The sequence below is a fragment of the Nocardia sp. NPDC006044 genome (assembly GCF_042871115.1).
In the GTDB taxonomy this organism is placed as follows: Bacteria; Actinomycetota; Actinomycetes; order Mycobacteriales; family Mycobacteriaceae; genus Nocardia.
In genome coordinates, this window is record NZ_JBIAID010000001.1 from 903,875 (window position 1) to 920,339 (window position 16,465).

17 protein-coding genes are annotated in these 16,465 nt (G+C 67.8%); 7 read left to right on the forward strand and 10 right to left on the reverse strand.

Going from position 1 to position 16,465, the window contains the following annotated elements:
- The first annotated feature begins 4 nt into the window (after positions 1 to 4).
- Complete coding sequence (locus ACFYO1_RS04190; protein WP_387227001.1) at positions 5 to 442, forward strand: hypothetical protein; 438 nt, start codon at positions 5 to 7, stop codon at positions 440 to 442.
- 134 nt (positions 443 to 576) lie between these two features.
- Positions 577 to 1,452 (forward strand): alpha/beta fold hydrolase, encoded by an 876-nt coding sequence (locus ACFYO1_RS04195; protein ID WP_387227003.1) that lies wholly within the window; start codon positions 577 to 579, stop codon positions 1,450 to 1,452.
- On the opposite strand, the gene ACFYO1_RS04200 is transcribed toward ACFYO1_RS04195, so the two are convergent.
- From ACFYO1_RS04200 to ACFYO1_RS04245, 10 genes are all read right to left on the reverse strand, one after another.
- Positions 1,449 to 2,933, reverse strand: coding sequence for an alpha/beta hydrolase (locus tag ACFYO1_RS04200; RefSeq protein ID WP_387227005.1), 1,485 nt, complete (start codon positions 2,931 to 2,933; stop codon positions 1,449 to 1,451). The genes ACFYO1_RS04195 and ACFYO1_RS04200 overlap by 4 nt on opposite strands.
- A gap of 33 nt (positions 2,934 to 2,966) precedes the next feature.
- Positions 2,967 to 3,530, reverse strand: coding sequence for a phospholipase D-like domain-containing protein (locus ACFYO1_RS04205; protein ID WP_387227007.1), 564 nt, complete (start codon positions 3,528 to 3,530; stop codon positions 2,967 to 2,969).
- Between the two features lie 63 nt (positions 3,531 to 3,593).
- Complete coding sequence (gene murQ, locus ACFYO1_RS04210; protein WP_387227009.1) at positions 3,594 to 4,496, reverse strand: N-acetylmuramic acid 6-phosphate etherase; 903 nt, start codon at positions 4,494 to 4,496, stop codon at positions 3,594 to 3,596.
- A gap of 129 nt (positions 4,497 to 4,625) precedes the next feature.
- Entirely contained in the window at positions 4,626 to 5,501 is an 876-nt protein-coding gene (locus ACFYO1_RS04215; protein WP_387227011.1) for a MurR/RpiR family transcriptional regulator, read from the reverse strand.
- Positions 5,488 to 6,660 (reverse strand): anhydro-N-acetylmuramic acid kinase, encoded by a 1,173-nt coding sequence (locus tag ACFYO1_RS04220; protein ID WP_387227012.1) that lies wholly within the window; start codon positions 6,658 to 6,660, stop codon positions 5,488 to 5,490. Before ACFYO1_RS04220 ends, ACFYO1_RS04215 begins: the two co-directional genes overlap by 14 nt.
- Positions 6,660 to 8,189, reverse strand: a complete 1,530-nt coding sequence (locus tag ACFYO1_RS04225) for a sodium:solute symporter (protein WP_387227014.1) — start codon at positions 8,187 to 8,189, stop codon at positions 6,660 to 6,662. The genes ACFYO1_RS04220 and ACFYO1_RS04225 overlap by 1 nt, the downstream gene beginning before the upstream one ends.
- A 73-nt stretch (positions 8,190 to 8,262) precedes the next feature.
- The gene (locus ACFYO1_RS04230) at positions 8,263 to 9,189 is read right to left on the reverse strand and encodes a BadF/BadG/BcrA/BcrD ATPase family protein (RefSeq protein ID WP_387227016.1); all 927 of its coding nucleotides are present in this window, start codon (positions 9,187 to 9,189) and stop codon (positions 8,263 to 8,265) included.
- Between the two features lie 172 nt (positions 9,190 to 9,361).
- Positions 9,362 to 9,916, reverse strand: coding sequence for a hypothetical protein (locus ACFYO1_RS04235; RefSeq protein ID WP_387227018.1), 555 nt, complete (start codon positions 9,914 to 9,916; stop codon positions 9,362 to 9,364).
- A gap of 171 nt (positions 9,917 to 10,087) precedes the next feature.
- Complete coding sequence (locus tag ACFYO1_RS04240; protein ID WP_387227019.1) at positions 10,088 to 10,693, reverse strand: NADPH-dependent F420 reductase; 606 nt, start codon at positions 10,691 to 10,693, stop codon at positions 10,088 to 10,090.
- Between the two features lie 40 nt (positions 10,694 to 10,733).
- Positions 10,734 to 11,552, reverse strand: coding sequence for an inositol monophosphatase family protein (locus tag ACFYO1_RS04245; RefSeq protein ID WP_387227021.1), 819 nt, complete (start codon positions 11,550 to 11,552; stop codon positions 10,734 to 10,736).
- Positions 11,553 to 11,668: 116 nt separating this feature from the next.
- Here ACFYO1_RS04245 and ACFYO1_RS04250 point away from each other — a divergent pair, with 116 nt between their 5' ends.
- From ACFYO1_RS04250 to ACFYO1_RS04270, 5 genes are all read left to right on the forward strand, one after another.
- Positions 11,669 to 12,604, forward strand: coding sequence for a LysR family transcriptional regulator (locus tag ACFYO1_RS04250; RefSeq protein ID WP_387227022.1), 936 nt, complete (start codon positions 11,669 to 11,671; stop codon positions 12,602 to 12,604).
- Between the two features lie 115 nt (positions 12,605 to 12,719).
- Entirely contained in the window at positions 12,720 to 14,327 is a 1,608-nt protein-coding gene (locus tag ACFYO1_RS04255) for an ABC transporter substrate-binding protein (RefSeq protein WP_387227024.1), read from the forward strand.
- Between the two features lie 130 nt (positions 14,328 to 14,457).
- The gene (locus ACFYO1_RS04260) at positions 14,458 to 14,889 is read left to right on the forward strand and encodes an anti-sigma factor (RefSeq protein ID WP_387227026.1); all 432 of its coding nucleotides are present in this window, start codon (positions 14,458 to 14,460) and stop codon (positions 14,887 to 14,889) included.
- On the forward strand, positions 14,879 to 15,694 hold the full coding sequence (locus ACFYO1_RS04265) for an RNA polymerase sigma factor SigF (RefSeq protein ID WP_387227028.1): 816 nt from the start codon (positions 14,879 to 14,881) through the stop codon (positions 15,692 to 15,694). The genes ACFYO1_RS04260 and ACFYO1_RS04265 overlap by 11 nt, the downstream gene beginning before the upstream one ends.
- 13 nt (positions 15,695 to 15,707) lie before the next feature.
- Positions 15,708 to 16,463 (forward strand): NYN domain-containing protein, encoded by a 756-nt coding sequence (locus tag ACFYO1_RS04270; protein ID WP_387227030.1) that lies wholly within the window; start codon positions 15,708 to 15,710, stop codon positions 16,461 to 16,463.
- Positions 16,464 to 16,465 lie beyond the last annotated feature (2 nt).

The window sequence follows — 16,465 nt, forward strand, 5'->3', positions numbered from 1 at the left end:
GCTGGTGTTCGCCGGTGTGTTGGGCGTGGGCATGCTGGTCGGGGCCGCGCCCGCGGCCAATGCGGCAACCTGCACCGCGGTGTCGGATCGCAACGCCTACGACGGGGGTTGGAAAGGGGGCGAGGGTAATACGCTGGTGACCGGATTCAACGGTCAGATCGGTTTCGGGGAGACGAAGTACACCAAAGCGGGAACGGAGCCGGTGGTCTGGCTCGGGCAATTCACCGTGGACGCGAATAATGTGCTGACGAAATGGAGCGGAACGCAGTACCTCGGTGACGGCAGCACCGTGGACGCCATCGTCTCGGCGGTGACCTGCGACGCGAACAAGGTGCCGACCAGCTTTACCGCCAGCGTCGTCAATACGACTACCGACCACAAGAAGACGGATCTGGGCACGTTCACCCTCAATCGGGTCGCGATGGGTTCGTCGGCGCGGTAGGCACTTCGGCGATCGGCCCCAGCCGGCGGCATCGAGGTGGCTGGGGCCTGGGGGAATGCCCGCGCACCTCCGGAGGTTTCACCAACGCCGGCGCTTCGGCGCCGGAGGTGAGCCATCGGGAGATAGGGACAGCGATGCCGGTTAACGAACTACCTCGAGTCGAGCACAAATTCGTCGAGGTCGACGGTGTCCGGGTCTTCTACCGGCAAGCCGGGCCCGACGACGCGCCGGTGCTGTTGCTGCTGCACGGATTTCCGTCCGCCTCCCACCAGTTCCGCCGCCTGATCGACGCGCTCGGCGGCAGCTACCGCCTCATCGCGCCGGACTACCCGGGCTTCGGGCACACCGACGCGCCCGAATCCTTCACCTACACCTTCGAACGACTGGCCGACATCGTCGAGGGTTTCCTGGAGCGGCTCGAACTCACCCGATTTTTCCTGTACGCCTTCGATTTCGGCGCGCCGGTTGGCTTCCGCGTCGCGACCCGGCACCCGGAATGGGTCGCCGGTCTGGTGGTCCAGAACGGAAACGCCTACGAGGAAGGGCTTTCCGACGGTGCCCGCGACTTCATCGCACTGCGCCCGGACCAGCCCGAGGCCGAGCCCGCGATCCGCGACCTGCTCACCCTCTCCGGCACCCGTGGCCAGTACGAACACGGTGTCTTCGATCCCGACCTGCTCGCACCCGACGGCTGGACCCTCGACCAGCATTTCCTCGACCTGCCCGGCCGCAAGCAAGCCCAAGTCGCCCTCGCCTTCGACTACCACTCCAACGTCGCCCAATACCCCCAGTGGCAGGACTGGCTACGCACCGCCACCCCGCCCACCCTGATCATCTGGGGCCGCAACGACCCCTTCTTCCCGGAACCCGGCGCACACGCCTACCTCTACGACCTCCCCGACGCCGAACTACACCTCTTCGACACCGGCCACTTCGCCCTGGAAGAAAACCTCCCCGACATAGCCCCCCTGATCGCCGACTTCCTCGACCGCCACTGGCCCAAGGACTAATCCGGCAGCACCAGACCGGCGGCGGGTGCGGTCCCGTCGATGAGGTAGCCGACGATGGCGTCCTGTGTGCGGCCCGGACGGAAGAAGGAGGTGTGCCCGTCACCGTCCCGGGTCAGCAAAACGGCGCCGCGTAGCTGGGTCGACAGCAGTTGCGCCCAGCCGTAGGGCGTCGACGGGTCGTGGGTCGCGTTGACGATCAGCGGTGCGATGGTGGGCTCGGCGGTGGTTTCCCTTGGGGGATTGGTGAATTCGGTGGGCCAGCCTTGGCAGCGAGCGAGGTAACTGTAGGACTGGCTGACGCCGCGGGTATGCGGTGCGACGATGGCGAGCAGGATCTGCTGAGCCTGTAAGGCCGGATAGGTGTCGAAGTCCGCCCGCGAGTCCGTGCAGCCGACGGCCAGGTCCGCGTCGTTGTGCACGGTCGTCGACAGACCGCTGGCGTCACCGTTGCGGGCTCGGTCGAGCAGGGTGGCCAGGCCGGGCCAGCCCTCGAAGCCTGCGCCCGGTAGCGGGTCCGGGAACATCAGTTGCGCTTGGATATTGGTCAGCAGGTCGACGGCGTCGGCCGCGGGGCGGCACGCATCGGCGGGCCGGCAGTGCGGCGCGGGAATCGGCTGCTGCTTCGCCCTGGCGACCAGATCGTCGAGGATGCTCGACGGATCCTGTTCGCGCAGAACACAGTCGGCAGCGGTTCGGCACCACCGCGCGAACCGGTTCCAGCTGTCTTCGAAGGCGATGGATTCGTAGTAGCTCATGGTGCCGGCCGGTTGCGAATGCACGAGCGCGCCGTCCAGGGCCAGGGTGCGGCTCTGGTCGGGGAACAGGCGGGCGTACTCCGCCCCGATCTCGGTGCCGTAGGACAGGCCCAGGTAGTTCAGTGGGGCCCCGCCGAGTCGTCGGCGGAGCGCCTCGAGATCGCGGGCGACCTGCACGGTGTCGACGTGGTCGAGCAGGTCACCGGTCCCTTGCCGGCAGGACGTGCCGAATGCTCTGTTCGCTGCCACTAGGTCATCGAATTCCGTTTGGCTGCTCGGGAATTGGTTCGTATGGTGGGGGAGGGTCGAATCGCACCGGACGCTCGGCCGGCTGGTGCCGACGCCGCGCGGGTCGTAGCCGATCAGGTCGAAGCGCTGCCGGAGACCGGCTGGGAACACGCCGGGCTGGGCAGCCTCGGCCGCTACGTATTCGGTGCCCGCGATGCCCGGGCCGCCGGGGTTGAAGACCAGGTCCCCGATCTTCCGGACCGGGTCGATCGCGGGCAGCCGGTTGACGCCGAGTTGAATCTTACTGCCGCCCGGGTTGTTCCAGTCGAGCGGCACATCGACGGTCGCGCACTGCACCGCGGTGCTGTACCCCGGTGGGCAGGCGCCCCAGCCGATCGGTTCGGCTTCGTCCGGCTGCGCGTCGGAGCCGCAGCCCGTGCAGTAGGCGACCGCCGTCAGTGCGCAGAGCGCCAGACGTGCGGCGTGCTTGATCCCCATCCCAGAACCCCCTCTGAGATCAGTGTGCCGCGCTCAGACGGAGAGGGGAAGGATGGGGAGGGAGTCGTCGCTGAAGTCGATGGGTGGGGCGGGCATGAGTTGGAGGTCGCGTTCTTCGGTCCAGGCGTAGTGGCGCAGGGTGTTGAACTGGGCGACGAAGTGGTCGCGCCAGGCTTGGGCGCCGAAGTTCATCGCGGTGTTGACCTGTAGCCAGCCGGTGGTGCTGAAATTGACCGAGCCCTCCCAGCACTGCGGGCCGCTCGGCGTGTCCACGACCAGGCCCTTGGTGTGGCAGATGTACTTTCGGCCGCTGGTGCTGGTGCCGATGGTGACCTCGATCCCGGCGTCGACGAGTCGCCGCACGATCGGCTGCTGCGTCTTGCCCGAGGACTGGGTGTGATCCAGGTAGAGGTGCAGCGGGACGCCGCGCCGGTGCGCGCTGATCAGGTTTTCGGCGGCATCGGTGAGGGTGAAACCGTAGGCGATGAGCCAGGTTTCACCCGGCGCCGCGACCAGCTCCAGAAACCGTTGCTCGGCTTCCGCGTGGTCGTCGGGCATCAGGTAGCACGTCATCGAACCATCGATCACGAAGGGCATGGCTGCACCGTACCGGCGCGAACGGGTACAGAGCCGGAGGCGGCGGCGCACGTTGCCCCGGCGCTAGCCCTCGTCTCGAACGGCGGCGCGGACGAAACCGTCGGCCCCGGCGAGCAGCCGCCGGGCCGTCGCCACGTCGACGCCGGCCAGCTGCATGACGATGGCGGTCTTCGGATGCCCGTCGGCGGCGTCCAGCAGCGCGGCCGCGATGACCAGGTCCACGCCGGTGGCGTCGGCGATGATCCGGCGGGCCCGGTCGACCAGCTTGGCGTTGGTCACCTTCACGTCGACCATTCGGTTGCCGTAGACCTTGCCGGACTGCACCATGGTCGCGGTCGAGAGCATGTTGCAGACCATCTTCTGCGCGGTGCCCGCCTTCAACCGGGTGGATCCGGTCAAAACCTCGGGGCCGGTTTCGATTTCGATGCCCACGTCGGCGTAGCGGCTCAACTCGGCGTCGCGATTGCAGGAGACGCCGACGGTGGCGGCGCCGATCGACCGGCCGTGCCGCAACGCGCCGATCGCGTAGGGGGTGCGCCCGCTCGCGGCCAGCGCCACGATCACGTCGTCGGCGGTCAGGTCGATGCCGGTCAGGTCGTCGACGGCGCGCGCGGGGTCGTCCTCGGCGCCCTCGACCGCGTGCGCGAACGCGACCGAGCCGCCCGCGATGAGCCCGATGACCTCGTCCGGCGCGGTGCCGAAGGTCGGCGGGCACTCGACCGCGTCCAGCACGCCGAGCCGGCCGCTGGTGCCGGCCCCGACATAGATCAACCGGCCGCCGTGTCTGCGCGCGGCGACGATCAGCTCGACCGCCCTGGCGATCTCCGGAAGCGCCTGCGCCACCGCCGAAGCCACCCCCGCGTCTTCGGAGTTCATGGTGCGCAACAACTCGTTGACCGACATGGAGTCGAGCGCGGCGGTCCGCGGATTCGCTTCCTCGGTCGTCAAAGTGCTGATGTCGCTCATGACTCCACCTCGCTAACGCTCGGCTCCGTCATGCTCGACGGTGCGCTGGGTCTTTGGTTCATCCGCTGACGCTCGTTCACTTCGCCTCCTCTAGCCGTACGGAACGCCGGTCGAACGAGAACGCCTCGGTCACGGTGCCTTTCGTGCGCCGCGGGAGATCCGTCGATCCGCGACCGCGTCATAGGTTCGGCGCAATGCGACGGCGGCCGAGGGGGTGCGTTGCAGGACGCCGATGTAGAGCGCGTCGACAATGAGGAGCTGACTCATCCGGCTGGCCAGTGCGGCCGAACGGAATCCGTCCTCGCGCCCGGCGACCAGCACGGTGTGGGTGGCCGCCCGGGCAAGCCTGGACTGCGCGCCCGCGGTGACCGCGACGGTCGTGGTCTGCCTGCCGACGGCCCGGTCGACGGCGTCGACGATCGCGGCCGTCTCGCCGGAGTGGGAGAAGGCGATGATCACGTCCTCGGCCTCCAGCAGGCTGGCCTGGACCAGCGCGTCGTCCTCGGATGTGCAGGCGTTGCACCACATGCCGATCCGGGTCAGCTTCTGCGCCATGTCCATCGCGACCAGGCCGGACGCGCCGATGCCGATGAGTTCCACCCGCCGAGCCCGGACCAGGGCGTCGACCACCGCGGCCATGGTGGCCGGGTCGGCCAGGTCCGCGGTGGCCACCATGCCCTCGGTCTCGAACGCGGTGAGCTTGTGCAACACCTTCGACAGCGGATCGTCGGCATCGATATCGCTGGCGAACACCGGCGAGCCGTCGTCCTTGCTGGTTGCCGCCAAGGCCAGCCGCAACTGCGGATAGCCCTCGTAGCCAAGGGCTTTGGACAGCCGCACCACCGCGGAGGTGCTGGTCGAGGCGCGTTCGGCGAGCTCGCTGACGGTCAATTGCGCCGCGGCGGCGGGATCGTCGCGGATGACCTGGGCCACCCGCAGCCCGGTCGGCGTGAGCCGCGCGATCGCCCCGAGCAGGCGCGTGCGTACGTCGTCACCCTCGGACATGGCTCACCAGCTTCAGCTGTCGCGGTGCGGCGGTGGCGGATTCGGGCAGCCTGAGCGGCCCGGCGCCCGGGGTGATCGAGCCGAGGATCGACGCCCGCGTCGCGCCGGTGCACGCGGCGTCGCTACCCGCGAGCCCGTGCACGGTGAGAAAGCCGAGCACGGCGAACGCCGCGGCTTCCTTGGCGGCCGAGGGCAACCCGAGCTCGTCGGAGGTGCATAGGGTCGCGGTACCCAATCGCGCGCCGAGCATGCCCATCAGTGTCGGATTTCGGGTCCCGCCGCCGGAGGCGATGACTTCGTCCGGCTCGAAGGGTGCCAGTGCGTCGGCGATCGTATGAGCGGTCAGCGCGGTCATGGTGGCGACGATATCGTCAGCGGGCAACCGGTAGTCCGGCAACACCCGTTCGATATAAGCGCGGTTGAACAGCTCTTTACCGGTCGTTTTCGGCGGTGGCGCCGCGAAGTAGCTATCGCCGAGAAGCGCTTTCAGCAGCGGCTCGTGCACCGTACCGCGCGCCGCGCGCAGACCGTTCCGGTCGAAATGCTCCGCGCCGCCGGTCGCCAGTTCCACGGCCGCGTCGATCAGCGAGTTGCCGGGGCCGGTGTCGAAGGCGACGGGCGAGTCGCCGGTGACGGTCGCGTTGGCGATGCCGCCGATGTTCAGCGCGGCCGAACGCCCGGGGCGTCCCGCGAGCCACAGCAGGTCGAACAGCGCTACCAGCGGAGCACCCTGCCCGCCCGCGGCGATGTCGCGCGAGCGGAAATCGCTGACCACCGGAAGTCCGGTCAGCTCCGCGATCCAGGCCGGTTGGCCGAGTTGCATTGTGCCGTAAGTCTTTCCGCCGCCCACCCAGTGATAGACAGTCTGACCGTGCGAAGCGACGAGATCGGCTGTGCCGCCGAATAACTCGCGCGCCGCGGCGTCGGCGGCCGCGGCGAACTCCTGCCCGATCGCGGTATCGAGCCGGCACACCGTCGCCATGTCGACCGTGCCCGGCGGCAGCGCGGCGATGAGTTCGGCGCGCAATGGATCCGGGTAGGGCCGGCTCAGCTGACCGACCACCTCGACGTGAACAGTGCTGTCCCGCAGCTGAATATCCGCGCCCACCGCATCGATCGCGTCGTGTGACGTGCCGGACATCAAACCGATGACGCGCACTAGGCCACCGCCTCGGCCGGCTCGGCCGGAATCGGCTCGGGGGCCGGATGGAAGAGGCTGGACACCCCGCCGACCACCAGCGTGACCAGCACGCCGATCGGCACCAGCCACTGCGCGGCGATGCCCTTCTGGGTCAGCTTCCCGGCGACGGTGACGTCGATCTTGATCACCCGGACGATCACCGTCATCACGATCACCGTGACCACGAACGCGAGCACCGCGTCGAACTGGTTGGCGCGCTTGACAAGTCGCCCGAGCAGGAAGGCGCCGAGCAGCGCGCCGTAGGTGTACCCGGCGATGGTCAGCGCGGTCAGGTAGACGTTGCCGGTCGTCGCGCTGAAGCCCATGGCGAACAGCGCCATCAGCACCGCCCAGACCAGGGTCATGTAGCGGGCCAGCTTCAGCATGGCGTCGTCGGAGATCTCGCGGCGGGAGAAGCTGCGGATGATGTCGGCGACGGTCGAGTTGGCCATCGAGTTCAGCGCCGAGGACAGCGATCCCATGGCGGCGCCGAGGATGCCGGCGACCAGCAGCCCGGAGATCACCACCGGCAACCCGTGCAGGATGAAATTCGGGTACAGGTTGTCCGAGGTGGCCAGGCCGAGTTCCTTCGGCGACTTGCCGCCGTTGTACGACCACAGCAGCGCGCCGACCAGCGAGAACGCGGCGAACTGGATGGCGACGAAGATACCGGAGCCGATCATCGCCTTCTGGCTGTCGCGCAACGACCGGGTGGACAGAATGCGCTGCACGATCAGCTGATCCGAGCCGTGCGAGGCCATCGCGAAGATCGCGCCGCCGATGATCGCGGTCGGCAGGGCGAACGTGCTGGTGAGCACGTGGGCCAGGCCGAAGTCGGTGTCGAAGATGTGGAACTTGCCGTTGTGCAGCGCGTCCGACCAGCCCTTGGCCCCGACGTGCCCGGTGAGCACGCCGATCGCGATGATCGCGCCGGACAGGTACAGGCCCATCTGCAGCGCGTCGGTCCAGATGACCGCCTTGATCCCGCCGAGGTAGGTGTAGACGACGGTCAGCAGCGTCAGCGCGATGATGATGATGTCGTAGCCCAGATCGAGGCCGAACTCGGCGAGCAGCAGCTTGATCGGGATGGCGGAGGCGAACAGGCGCACGCCCTCGGCCAGCAGCCGGGTGAACACGAACGTCACCGACGCGACGCCCTGGAGGTAGCGCCCGAAGCGCAACTCGAGATACTGGTACGCGCTGACGAACCCGCCGCGCTTGTACAGCGGGATCAGCGCGGTAGCCACGACGGTGCGGCCGATGATGTAGCCGATGGCCAGCTCGACATTGCCGAACGCCTGGTCGGTGTACGCGCCGCCGGGCACCGAGATGACCGTGAGCACGCTGGTCTCGGTGGCCACGACGGAGAAGCACACCGTCCACCACGGCATCTTGCCCTCGCCGACGAAGTAGTCGTTGCTCGACTTCTGCTTGCCGGAAAGGCGCAGGCCGATCCATGCGACAACGACGAGGTAGACGACGATGACGGCGACGTTGAGTGCGTTCATCGCAGCTCCTCGGTAACGCGACTGGCGGATTGAAAGTAAGTGTCAGGGTCGATGCAATTTCTGTCAATGAGTGTCACGTGATTCGCACCACTAACGTTTCCAGCACCGTGGTGGGGTCGGCAGCGAGCAATGCGGCACCGTCGATCGGGCCGCCGCGCGCGGCCCGGCGATCGATGACCTGCGCTATCGCCGCGTCGAGCGGATCGAGCAGCGCCGAGCCGAGGTTGGCCAGCCCGCCGGTGATCGCGTAGGGGACCGGCGGGGTGATGCCGGAGCGGTCGATGGTGGCCAGCACGGTGCGCGCGAGTGCGCGGCCGGCGGCGGTCATGATGGCGGCCGCGGTGTCGTCGGTCGCGGCGGCCGCGGCGACCACGGGGGCGAAGCGCGCCGCGAGCAGGGCCGGATTCTCGTGCTGGCCAAGGTGTTTGGGTAGTTCGTCGAGCCGCACCCGGTAGTGTTCGACCGCTTTCGCGGCGAGTTCGGTGGGTGCGCCGCGTCCGTCGAGGGAGCGCAGCGCGGCGCGCAGTCCCTCGGTCCCGATCCACGCACCGCCGCCCTCGTCGCCGAGCAGCGGACCCCAGCCGTCGGTTCTGGTGAACCGTCCCGCCTGGTCGACCGCGGTGGCCACGGCGCCGGTCCCGGCGGCCAGAACCACGCCGGGTGCGCCGCCGAGCGCTCCGGCGTGCGCGGTGACCGCGTCGGAGGTGACGGCGACCGATCGTGCGCCGGGCAGGTCGGCCAGCTGCCGCGCGAGCTGCTCGGCCGCGTCCGGCGCGGCGGCGGCGCCCGCGGCCCCGACGAACAGCGTGAACGCGGTGCCGGACAGCGCGAGTCGATCGACGACGACGCGGATCGCCCGGTCCGCCGCCGCGACGCCGCCCGCGTTGGCCAGCCCGGGTGCGCCCGGCCCGTCGGCGGATCGCGTCTCGCGCCCGCCGAGCCGAAGGGAACCGCGGCAGCCGGTTTTACCGAGGTCGATCGCGAGAACGTGGTCGCTCATCCGACCATCCTCGCGCGATTGCCCGCATTCCGGTGTCCCAGGCCGGGAACATTCGGTCGAGACGGGAACTGGGGAGTTCGCCTGCGTCGACCACACCGACCTGGCCGCCGGGTGCGCTGCTCGGCCGACGCGGGCAGTCTGCGGGTGCCCGCGTCGGCCGAGGTTCAGCGAATCACGGTGTGGAGTAACCGATCAGGGCGCCGATGCCCGCGCCGATCGGAATGGTGACCAATGCGCCGACGCCGCCGAGGAAGAAGCCGATCACCGCGCCGATGCCGGCGCCGATCAGCGCGCCGATGCCCGCGTTGTACTGCTTGCGGGCCACGGTGTCGTCTTGCTGATCGACGAGTTGGGCCAGGTGAGAACTGATTTCCGGGGCACTGACGGGGGTCATGGTCAGCGTGCGCCCGGTATCGCTGATCTGTGGCCGCAGGCCGAAGGTCTGGCCGTTGGCGGTGAAGGACGTGGGTAACGTCGCGATGACATTGCCCGCGTAGTCGGTGAGGGTGACCGCGGCGGCGTCGCTGGTCAGCGCGAAGGCACCGGCGTCGATGGTGGTGATCACCCCGCGGCCGTCCGTCGCCGTGGTGTACCCGACTCCGTGATCGACGCTGGACACGCTGACCCCGGCCGATGGTTCGATTACTGGTTGGGCGTTGACGATGCCCGCGGTGATTCCGGTGGCCCCTACTGCGAGAAGGGCGGTGGCAAATCCTTTGACTTTCATCGTGTTTCCCCACATGTTCGGTCGGCCACGACAGCCGATACGTCCCCGTGAAGCCGGATCAGGCCACTACCATTCTCACTCCGCGAACCGCATCGAGTGATCGATTCCGCGAATTCCGCGCAACGAAATCCGGCGAAATTGGCTGTCGTAATTCACCACGGCGCAAGGTATTCAGGCCGCGACGGTGAGCGCGAATGGGACGAATCCCCGGTTTCGGATGAGCGAAGGGACAAGCAGCATCAGGGCTTCCGGGCCGCGGGCGGTGGTGATGTCACCGAGGTCCTCGATCCACTCGGCGGGCCAACCAAGATCGGCGAGTAGCGCGGTGACCACTGCTTTCGCCGAATCGTCAGTGCCGGACAGGAATGCGGTGGGTGGGATGCGCAGGCTGTGCGGGTCGGTCATGACGGTGAAGAACATGGTGTTGAGCGTCTTCACCACGCGGGTTCCCGGCAGGGCGGCCTGGAGTCGTTCGCCGAGGCTGGGTTCGGATCCGCTGGGGCTGTGCGGGTTCGAGACGTCGATGAGAATCTTGTCGTCCAGGGCCGCGGCGAGTGCGCCGAGACGTTCGATCGCGCCGTCGCCGGGGGTGGCGTTGATGATGATCTGCGCGCTCCGCGCCGCCGACTCGTAGTCGGCGATGGTGATGGGCGCGCCGGTCCAATTCAACGCGGCGGGGTTTCTGGTTCCGAGGGTGACCTCGTGTCCGGCGGCGGCCAGTGTGTTCGCCAGCGCGGTCGCTACGCGTCCGGAGCCCAGGATTGCGATGGTGCTCATGGTGTTTCCTCAGTGATTGTGGGACAGCAGGTTTCGGCGATCAGCGGATTCCGGCGAGCACCCGCTGTGCCGCCGCGTGCACGCCGGGCGCGGCGGCGAGAAAGTCCCGGCTGCCCAATTGCCATGGGGCGCCGTGGATGTCGGTGACGATGCCGCCCGCCTCACCGATCAGCAGCGCACCGGCCACCAGGCCCGACCGGACATCGCTGAACTGCCAGAACACATCCGAGCGTCCGGCGGCGATCTGGATCAACTGCAGGGTCGACGGCACCGAGACCTTGGTGACGAGCGCGGCGTCGAGCATGGCGGCGACCGATTCGCCGATGCGGCGGAACGTATTTCGGTCCTCGCCCGGCTTCGCCTGCCCGGTGCCGACCAGCGCGGCGTCGAGGTTCGTCTTGGCCGAGGCGTGCATCGCGACGCCGTTGCGGTAGGCGCCGCCGCCGCGCACCGCGGTGAAGGTCTCGTCCAGCAGCGGGAGATACACCGCGGTCAGGACCGGCTGGTTGTCGCGGACGAGGGTCGCGGTCACCGCCCAGTCGGCCATGCCGTGGATGTAGTTGATGTTGCCCTCCACCGCGTCGGCGACCCACCATTCGCCGGCCGGCAGGTCGCCCGCGGACTGTTCGTCATCGATCCATCCGGAGCCCGGCCGGGCCGCCAGCAGCGGCTCGCGCAGGAACCGGAGCGATTCCGCGTCGGCGGCGTGGATCGCGGTGACCACGGCGTCGAGGCTGTCCAGCTCGGTCCGTGGCGCGAATCGTTCGCGCAGGTGTGCCCCGGCGGAGTGCACGGTGGACACCACCGCGGGCAGGAGTTCGAGGTCCGCTTCGAGGGTGGCGTTCAGCGAGTTCGACATGGTGATCCTGTTCGAAAGAGGTATCGGGATAAGTGTTTTCGTGAGTTGCTGCCTCAACGCTAGAAAACTCGACCGTTGTCGTCAAATGCATTCCAGTAAGGAATAGAATTACTCGCATGCAATTGGATTTGAATCTGCTGACCGCGCTGGACGCGCTGCTGGAAGAGGGCAGCGTGGCCGGCGCGGCGGATCGGCTGCATCTGACCGCGCCCGCGGTGAGCCGGGCGCTCGGCCGGATCCGGCGGGTGATGGGCGACGAGATCCTGGTCCGCACCGGGCGGACGATGACGCCGACGCCGCGCGCGCTCGCGGTCCGCGAGCAGGTGCACGCGCTGGTGCAGCAGGCGCAGCTGGTGCTGTCCTCCGACCAGGATCTCGACCTGCGCACACTCGAGCGGACGTTCACGCTCAAATGGCATGACGCCGTGGTGACTACGATCGGACCCGCGCTGCTCGCGGCGGTCCGCGCGCACGCCCCCGGCGTCCGGTTGCGCCTGCTGGCCGAGGCGGACGCCGACACCGACGAACTGCGGCACGGTCATGTCGATCTCGAGATCGGTTCGAACCCGCCTGCCTCGGCCGACATTCGGCACGAGATCATGGCGAGTGACCGGCTCGTGGTCGCCGTGCCCCCGGACCATCCGGCGCGGACCTTCACTATCGAGAATTACGTTGCGGCGGAACACATCACGGTATCCAGGCGCGGCCGCCTGCACGATCCGATCGACGACCTCCTGCACGCGCGCGGGCTGACCCGCCGGGTGGTCGCCACCGTGCCGACCGTCGCCTCGGCTCTGCGGTTCGTCGCGCGCGGAAATCTGGTCGCGACCATTCCGGAGCGAATGACCGGCGCGCTGGCCACCGAACTCGGCCTGCGCCTGGTCCCGCTCCCGCTCGACCCGATCTCCATTCCGGTGATCGCGGCCTGGCATCAGCGCTACGACGGGGACCGGGCGCACGCGTGGCTGCGCGAACAGATCCGCACCGCCGTGCACGCGGCCGTCATCGGTCCGGACAAAGCCGACACCGGCCCGGAGCCGCCGATCTCCTGACAGCGCTCGGCGGAATCGCTACTGTCCGAGGAAATCAAGGCAGATCTTGTCGGCCCGCGCTGGTGACCTCACGCGTGTCGCGGGTTCTGCCCCTTCTCTATCTGGGGAGAACGCAGTGAGATTCACAAGAGCTGGTGCGTTGACGGCGGCGGTGTTACTGGCCACGAGCCTGGGCCTGGCCGGGTGTTCGTCCGATGACAGCACCGACGCGAGCATCGTCACGACCAATATCACCGAGCCGCAGAACCCGCTGCTGCCGGCCAACAGCAACGACAACAACGGCAGTCGCATCGTCGACCGGCTCTTCGCCGGGCTGAAGTACTACGACGCCAACGGCGTCGCCCACGACGATATGGCGCAGTCGATCGAGTCGTCGGACCGGAAGAACTACAAGATCACCCTCAAGCCGGACTGGAAGTTCTCCGACGGCACCGCGGTGACCGCGAAGTCCTACGTCGACGCGTGGAACTACGCCGCGCTCGGCACCAACGCGCAGCTGCAGGGTTACGTCTTCTCCGGCATCGTCGGCTACGACGAGGTGGCGGCGGAAAAGCCGACGGCACAGACGATGTCGGGCCTGAAGGTGGTCGACGACCGCACCTTCACCATCGCGCTGAAGAGCCCGTCGATCGACTTCGAACTCGCGCTCGGCTTCACCCCGTTCTATCCGCTGCCCGAGGTGGCGTTCAAGGACATCAAGGCGTTCGGCGAGAACCCGATCGGCAACGGGCCGTACAAGATGGCCAGGACCGGCGCGTGGGAGCACAACGTCAAGGTCGACCTGGTGCCGAACCCGGACTACAAGGGCGCCCGCCCGGCCAAGAACAAGGGCCTGCGGTTCACCATGTACCAGTCGTTCGACACGGCCTACGCGGATCTGCTGGCCGGCAACCTGGACGCGCTCGACACGATCCCGGACAGCGCGGTGTCGTCCTACAAGAAGGACCTCGGCGACCGGGCGATCACCAAGCCGACCGCGCAGAACCAGCACATCAGCAGTCAGACCAACATCCCGCACTTCGCTGGCGCGGAGGGCGTGCTGCGGCGCAAGGCGCTGTCGATGGCGATCAACCGAGAGCAGATCTGCGCGAACATCTTCCACGGCACCCGGGTGCCGTCCAAAGACTTCACCGCGATCACGCTGCCCGGCTTCAGGGACGATCTGCCGGGTTCGGAGGTGCTGAAGTTCAACCCGGAAGAGGCCAAGAAGGTGTGGGCGCAGGCCGACGCGATCTCGCCGTGGTCGGGTCGGTACGAGATCGCCTACAACTCCGACGGCGGGCACCAGGCCTGGATCGAGGCGGTGGCCAACAGCATCAAGAACACCCTCGGCATCGAGGCCATCGGCGCGCCGTACCCGACGTTCAAGGACATCCGGACCGCGATCACCGCGCGGACCATCGGGAAGGCGTTCCGCTACGGCTGGCAGGGCGACTACCCGACGATGCTCCAGTTCCTCACCGCGCTGTACTACACCGGCGCCGGAACCAACAACGTCGACTACGCGAACCCCGAGTTCGACAAGCTCATCGACGCCGCGCTGGCCGCGCCGTCGCTGGAGGAGTCCTACAAGCTCGTCGCGCAGGCGCAGGGCCTGCTGTTCCGGGACATGGCCGACATTCCGGTGATCGATTTCATCGCCACCGCGGGTCTGGGCGAGAAGGTGAAGAAGGGCGAACTGACCTGGAACGGCCAGTTCGATTTCGAGAACATCGAGAAGTGATCGCCCGCCCGCCCGCACCGCCGGGACCGGCGGCGCGGGCGGGCATGGGTGTGCCCGGTGCCGGGTCCGGCTCGGTCCGGGTAGGCTGACCCGTCGATCGACACGCGCACGTAAATGAGGTGGTGGCGGAATGAGTGAACGGGTATCCGAATCCGTGACGGGGACAACCACGGTCGCCGTCACGGTGCCCGCGTCACCGGAGCAGTTGACGATGCTGCGCGCGCTCGCCGAGACCGTGCTGCTGATCGCCGATTTCGGGCTCGACGAGGTGACCGATATCCGGCTCGCGCTCGACGAGATCGCGACCGTGCTGTTGCAGGACGCGGTGCCCGGATCGACGATCGATTGCGCGTTCTCCTATCGCGAGGGCGTGCTGAACGCCAATATTCGCGCCGTGGTCACCTCCGAGACCGAGGTCGGCTCGGGCAGTTTCGGCTGGCACATCGTGCAGACCCTGACCGACTCGGTGACGGCGACCAAGGGGGCGTTCGATGACGCTGTGTCCGGCTACCCGACTGTCGTCGACTTCGTGTGGGCCCGAGGCGACCTCGATGAACAATGAGGCAACGACGTCCGGCGTAGATCACGAACCGCGCCGACGTAGTGGGGACAGCTACGACAATATCGAGCCGCTGTTCCGCGAGCTCAGCGAGCTCGACGCCGACGATCCGCGGCGAGCGGTCGTGCGGGAGGAGCTGATCAGTCGCTGCCTGCCGCTGGCCGAGCACATCGCGCGCAAGTTCACCGGGCGCGGGGAGAACTTCGACGATCTGTTGCAGATCGCGCGCGTCGGCATGGTGGCCGCGGTGGATCGGTTCGACGCCTCGCACGGTTCGCCGTTCCTGGCCTTCGCGGTGCCGACCATCATGGGTGAGGTGCGCAGGCACTTCCGCGACTACACCTGGTCGGTGCGAGTTCCACGGCGGCTCAAGGAGATTCAGCAGACCATCGCGCCGGCCATCGAGACGCTCGCGCAGCGGCTCGGCCGGATGCCCAAGGCGCGTGAGATCGCCGAGGAACTCGGCGCCGACCTCGTCGAGGTCACCCAGGCCCTGATCGCCCGCAACGCCTACCAGACCTCCTCGATCGACGTGGGCGTGGACAGCGACGACGACAACGCGCCGCGCTCGCCGCTGGACACCCTCGGCGCCGAAGAGCCGGAATACCAGACCGTCGAGGACTACCTCGCGGTCAAACCGCTCATCGCAGCGCTGCCCGAACGCGAACGCCAGGTGCTGGTCATGCGATTCTTCGAGTCGAAGACCCAGGACCAGATCGCCGCGCAGCTGGGCGTGTCGCAGATGCAGGTCTCCCGGATCCTCGCCAAAACATTGAGTACGCTGCGGGAACAGGCTCTGCGCGACTGAAACGGGGAATGGCTTGAGCAGCGACAACGCTACGCGGCTTGCGGTGCTGATCGATGCCGACAACGCTCAGCCCGGGATCGCGGACGGGTTGCTGGCCGAGGTGGCCAAGTACGGGACGGCGCATGTCAAGCGGGCCTACGGTGACTGGACCAGTACGAATCTGAAAGGGTGGAAGGATCAGCTGCTCGCGCAGTCGATCCAGCCGATTCAGCAGTTCGGTTACACCACCGGGAAGAACGCCACCGACTCGGCGATGATCATCGACGCGATGGATCTGCTGTACACCGGCAATCTCGACGGGTTCGTCATCGTGTCCAGCGACAGCGATTTCACCCGGCTGGCCAGTCGCATCCGCGAATCCGGTTTGACCGTATACGGATTCGGTCAGCACAAGACGCCGAAGCCGTTCGTCGCGGCCTGCGACAAGTTCATCTACACCGAAAACCTCACCGGCACAACGGAGGAGTCGCCGACGCCGACCCGGCGGCCGGCCGCCAATCAGCTCAAGGGTGACGCCAAGCTGATGAACCTGCTGCGGAACGCGGTCGACGCGGCGTCCGACGACTCGGGCTGGGCGACACTATCCAGTGTCGGCTCGATCATCAACAAGCAGCGGCCGGATTTCGATCCGCGCACCTACGGCTACAGCAAGCTCGGTGAACTCTTCGCGGCCACAACGCTTTTCGACTTGGATACCCGAAGTCCCGGCGAAGGCAAGCAGGCTGTCACCTACGTCCGCGACGTCCGGAACCGGCCGACCGGAAAATAGCG

Bases quoted from the DNA above. Each gene is read 5' to 3' on its own strand.
- ACFYO1_RS04195 (WP_387227003.1), top strand. From the start codon at position 577: ATGCCGGTTAACGAACTACCTCGAGTCGAGCACAAATTCGTCGAGGTC.
- ACFYO1_RS04200 (WP_387227005.1), bottom strand. From the start codon at position 2,933: ATGGGGATCAAGCACGCCGCACGTCTGGCGCTCTGCGCACTGACGGCG.
- ACFYO1_RS04205 (WP_387227007.1), bottom strand. From the start codon at position 3,530: ATGCCCTTCGTGATCGATGGTTCGATGACGTGCTACCTGATGCCCGAC.
- murQ (WP_387227009.1), bottom strand. From the start codon at position 4,496: ATGAGCGACATCAGCACTTTGACGACCGAGGAAGCGAATCCGCGGACC.
- ACFYO1_RS04215 (WP_387227011.1), bottom strand. From the start codon at position 5,501: ATGTCCGAGGGTGACGACGTACGCACGCGCCTGCTCGGGGCGATCGCG.
- ACFYO1_RS04225 (WP_387227014.1), bottom strand. From the start codon at position 8,189: ATGAACGCACTCAACGTCGCCGTCATCGTCGTCTACCTCGTCGTTGTC.
- ACFYO1_RS04230 (WP_387227016.1), bottom strand. From the start codon at position 9,189: ATGAGCGACCACGTTCTCGCGATCGACCTCGGTAAAACCGGCTGCCGC.
- ACFYO1_RS04235 (WP_387227018.1), bottom strand. From the start codon at position 9,916: ATGAAAGTCAAAGGATTTGCCACCGCCCTTCTCGCAGTAGGGGCCACC.
- ACFYO1_RS04240 (WP_387227019.1), bottom strand. From the start codon at position 10,693: ATGAGCACCATCGCAATCCTGGGCTCCGGACGCGTAGCGACCGCGCTG.
- ACFYO1_RS04245 (WP_387227021.1), bottom strand. From the start codon at position 11,552: ATGTCGAACTCGCTGAACGCCACCCTCGAAGCGGACCTCGAACTCCTG.
- ACFYO1_RS04250 (WP_387227022.1), top strand. From the start codon at position 11,669: ATGCAATTGGATTTGAATCTGCTGACCGCGCTGGACGCGCTGCTGGAA.
- ACFYO1_RS04260 (WP_387227026.1), top strand. From the start codon at position 14,458: ATGAGTGAACGGGTATCCGAATCCGTGACGGGGACAACCACGGTCGCC.
- ACFYO1_RS04265 (WP_387227028.1), top strand. From the start codon at position 14,879: ATGAACAATGAGGCAACGACGTCCGGCGTAGATCACGAACCGCGCCGA.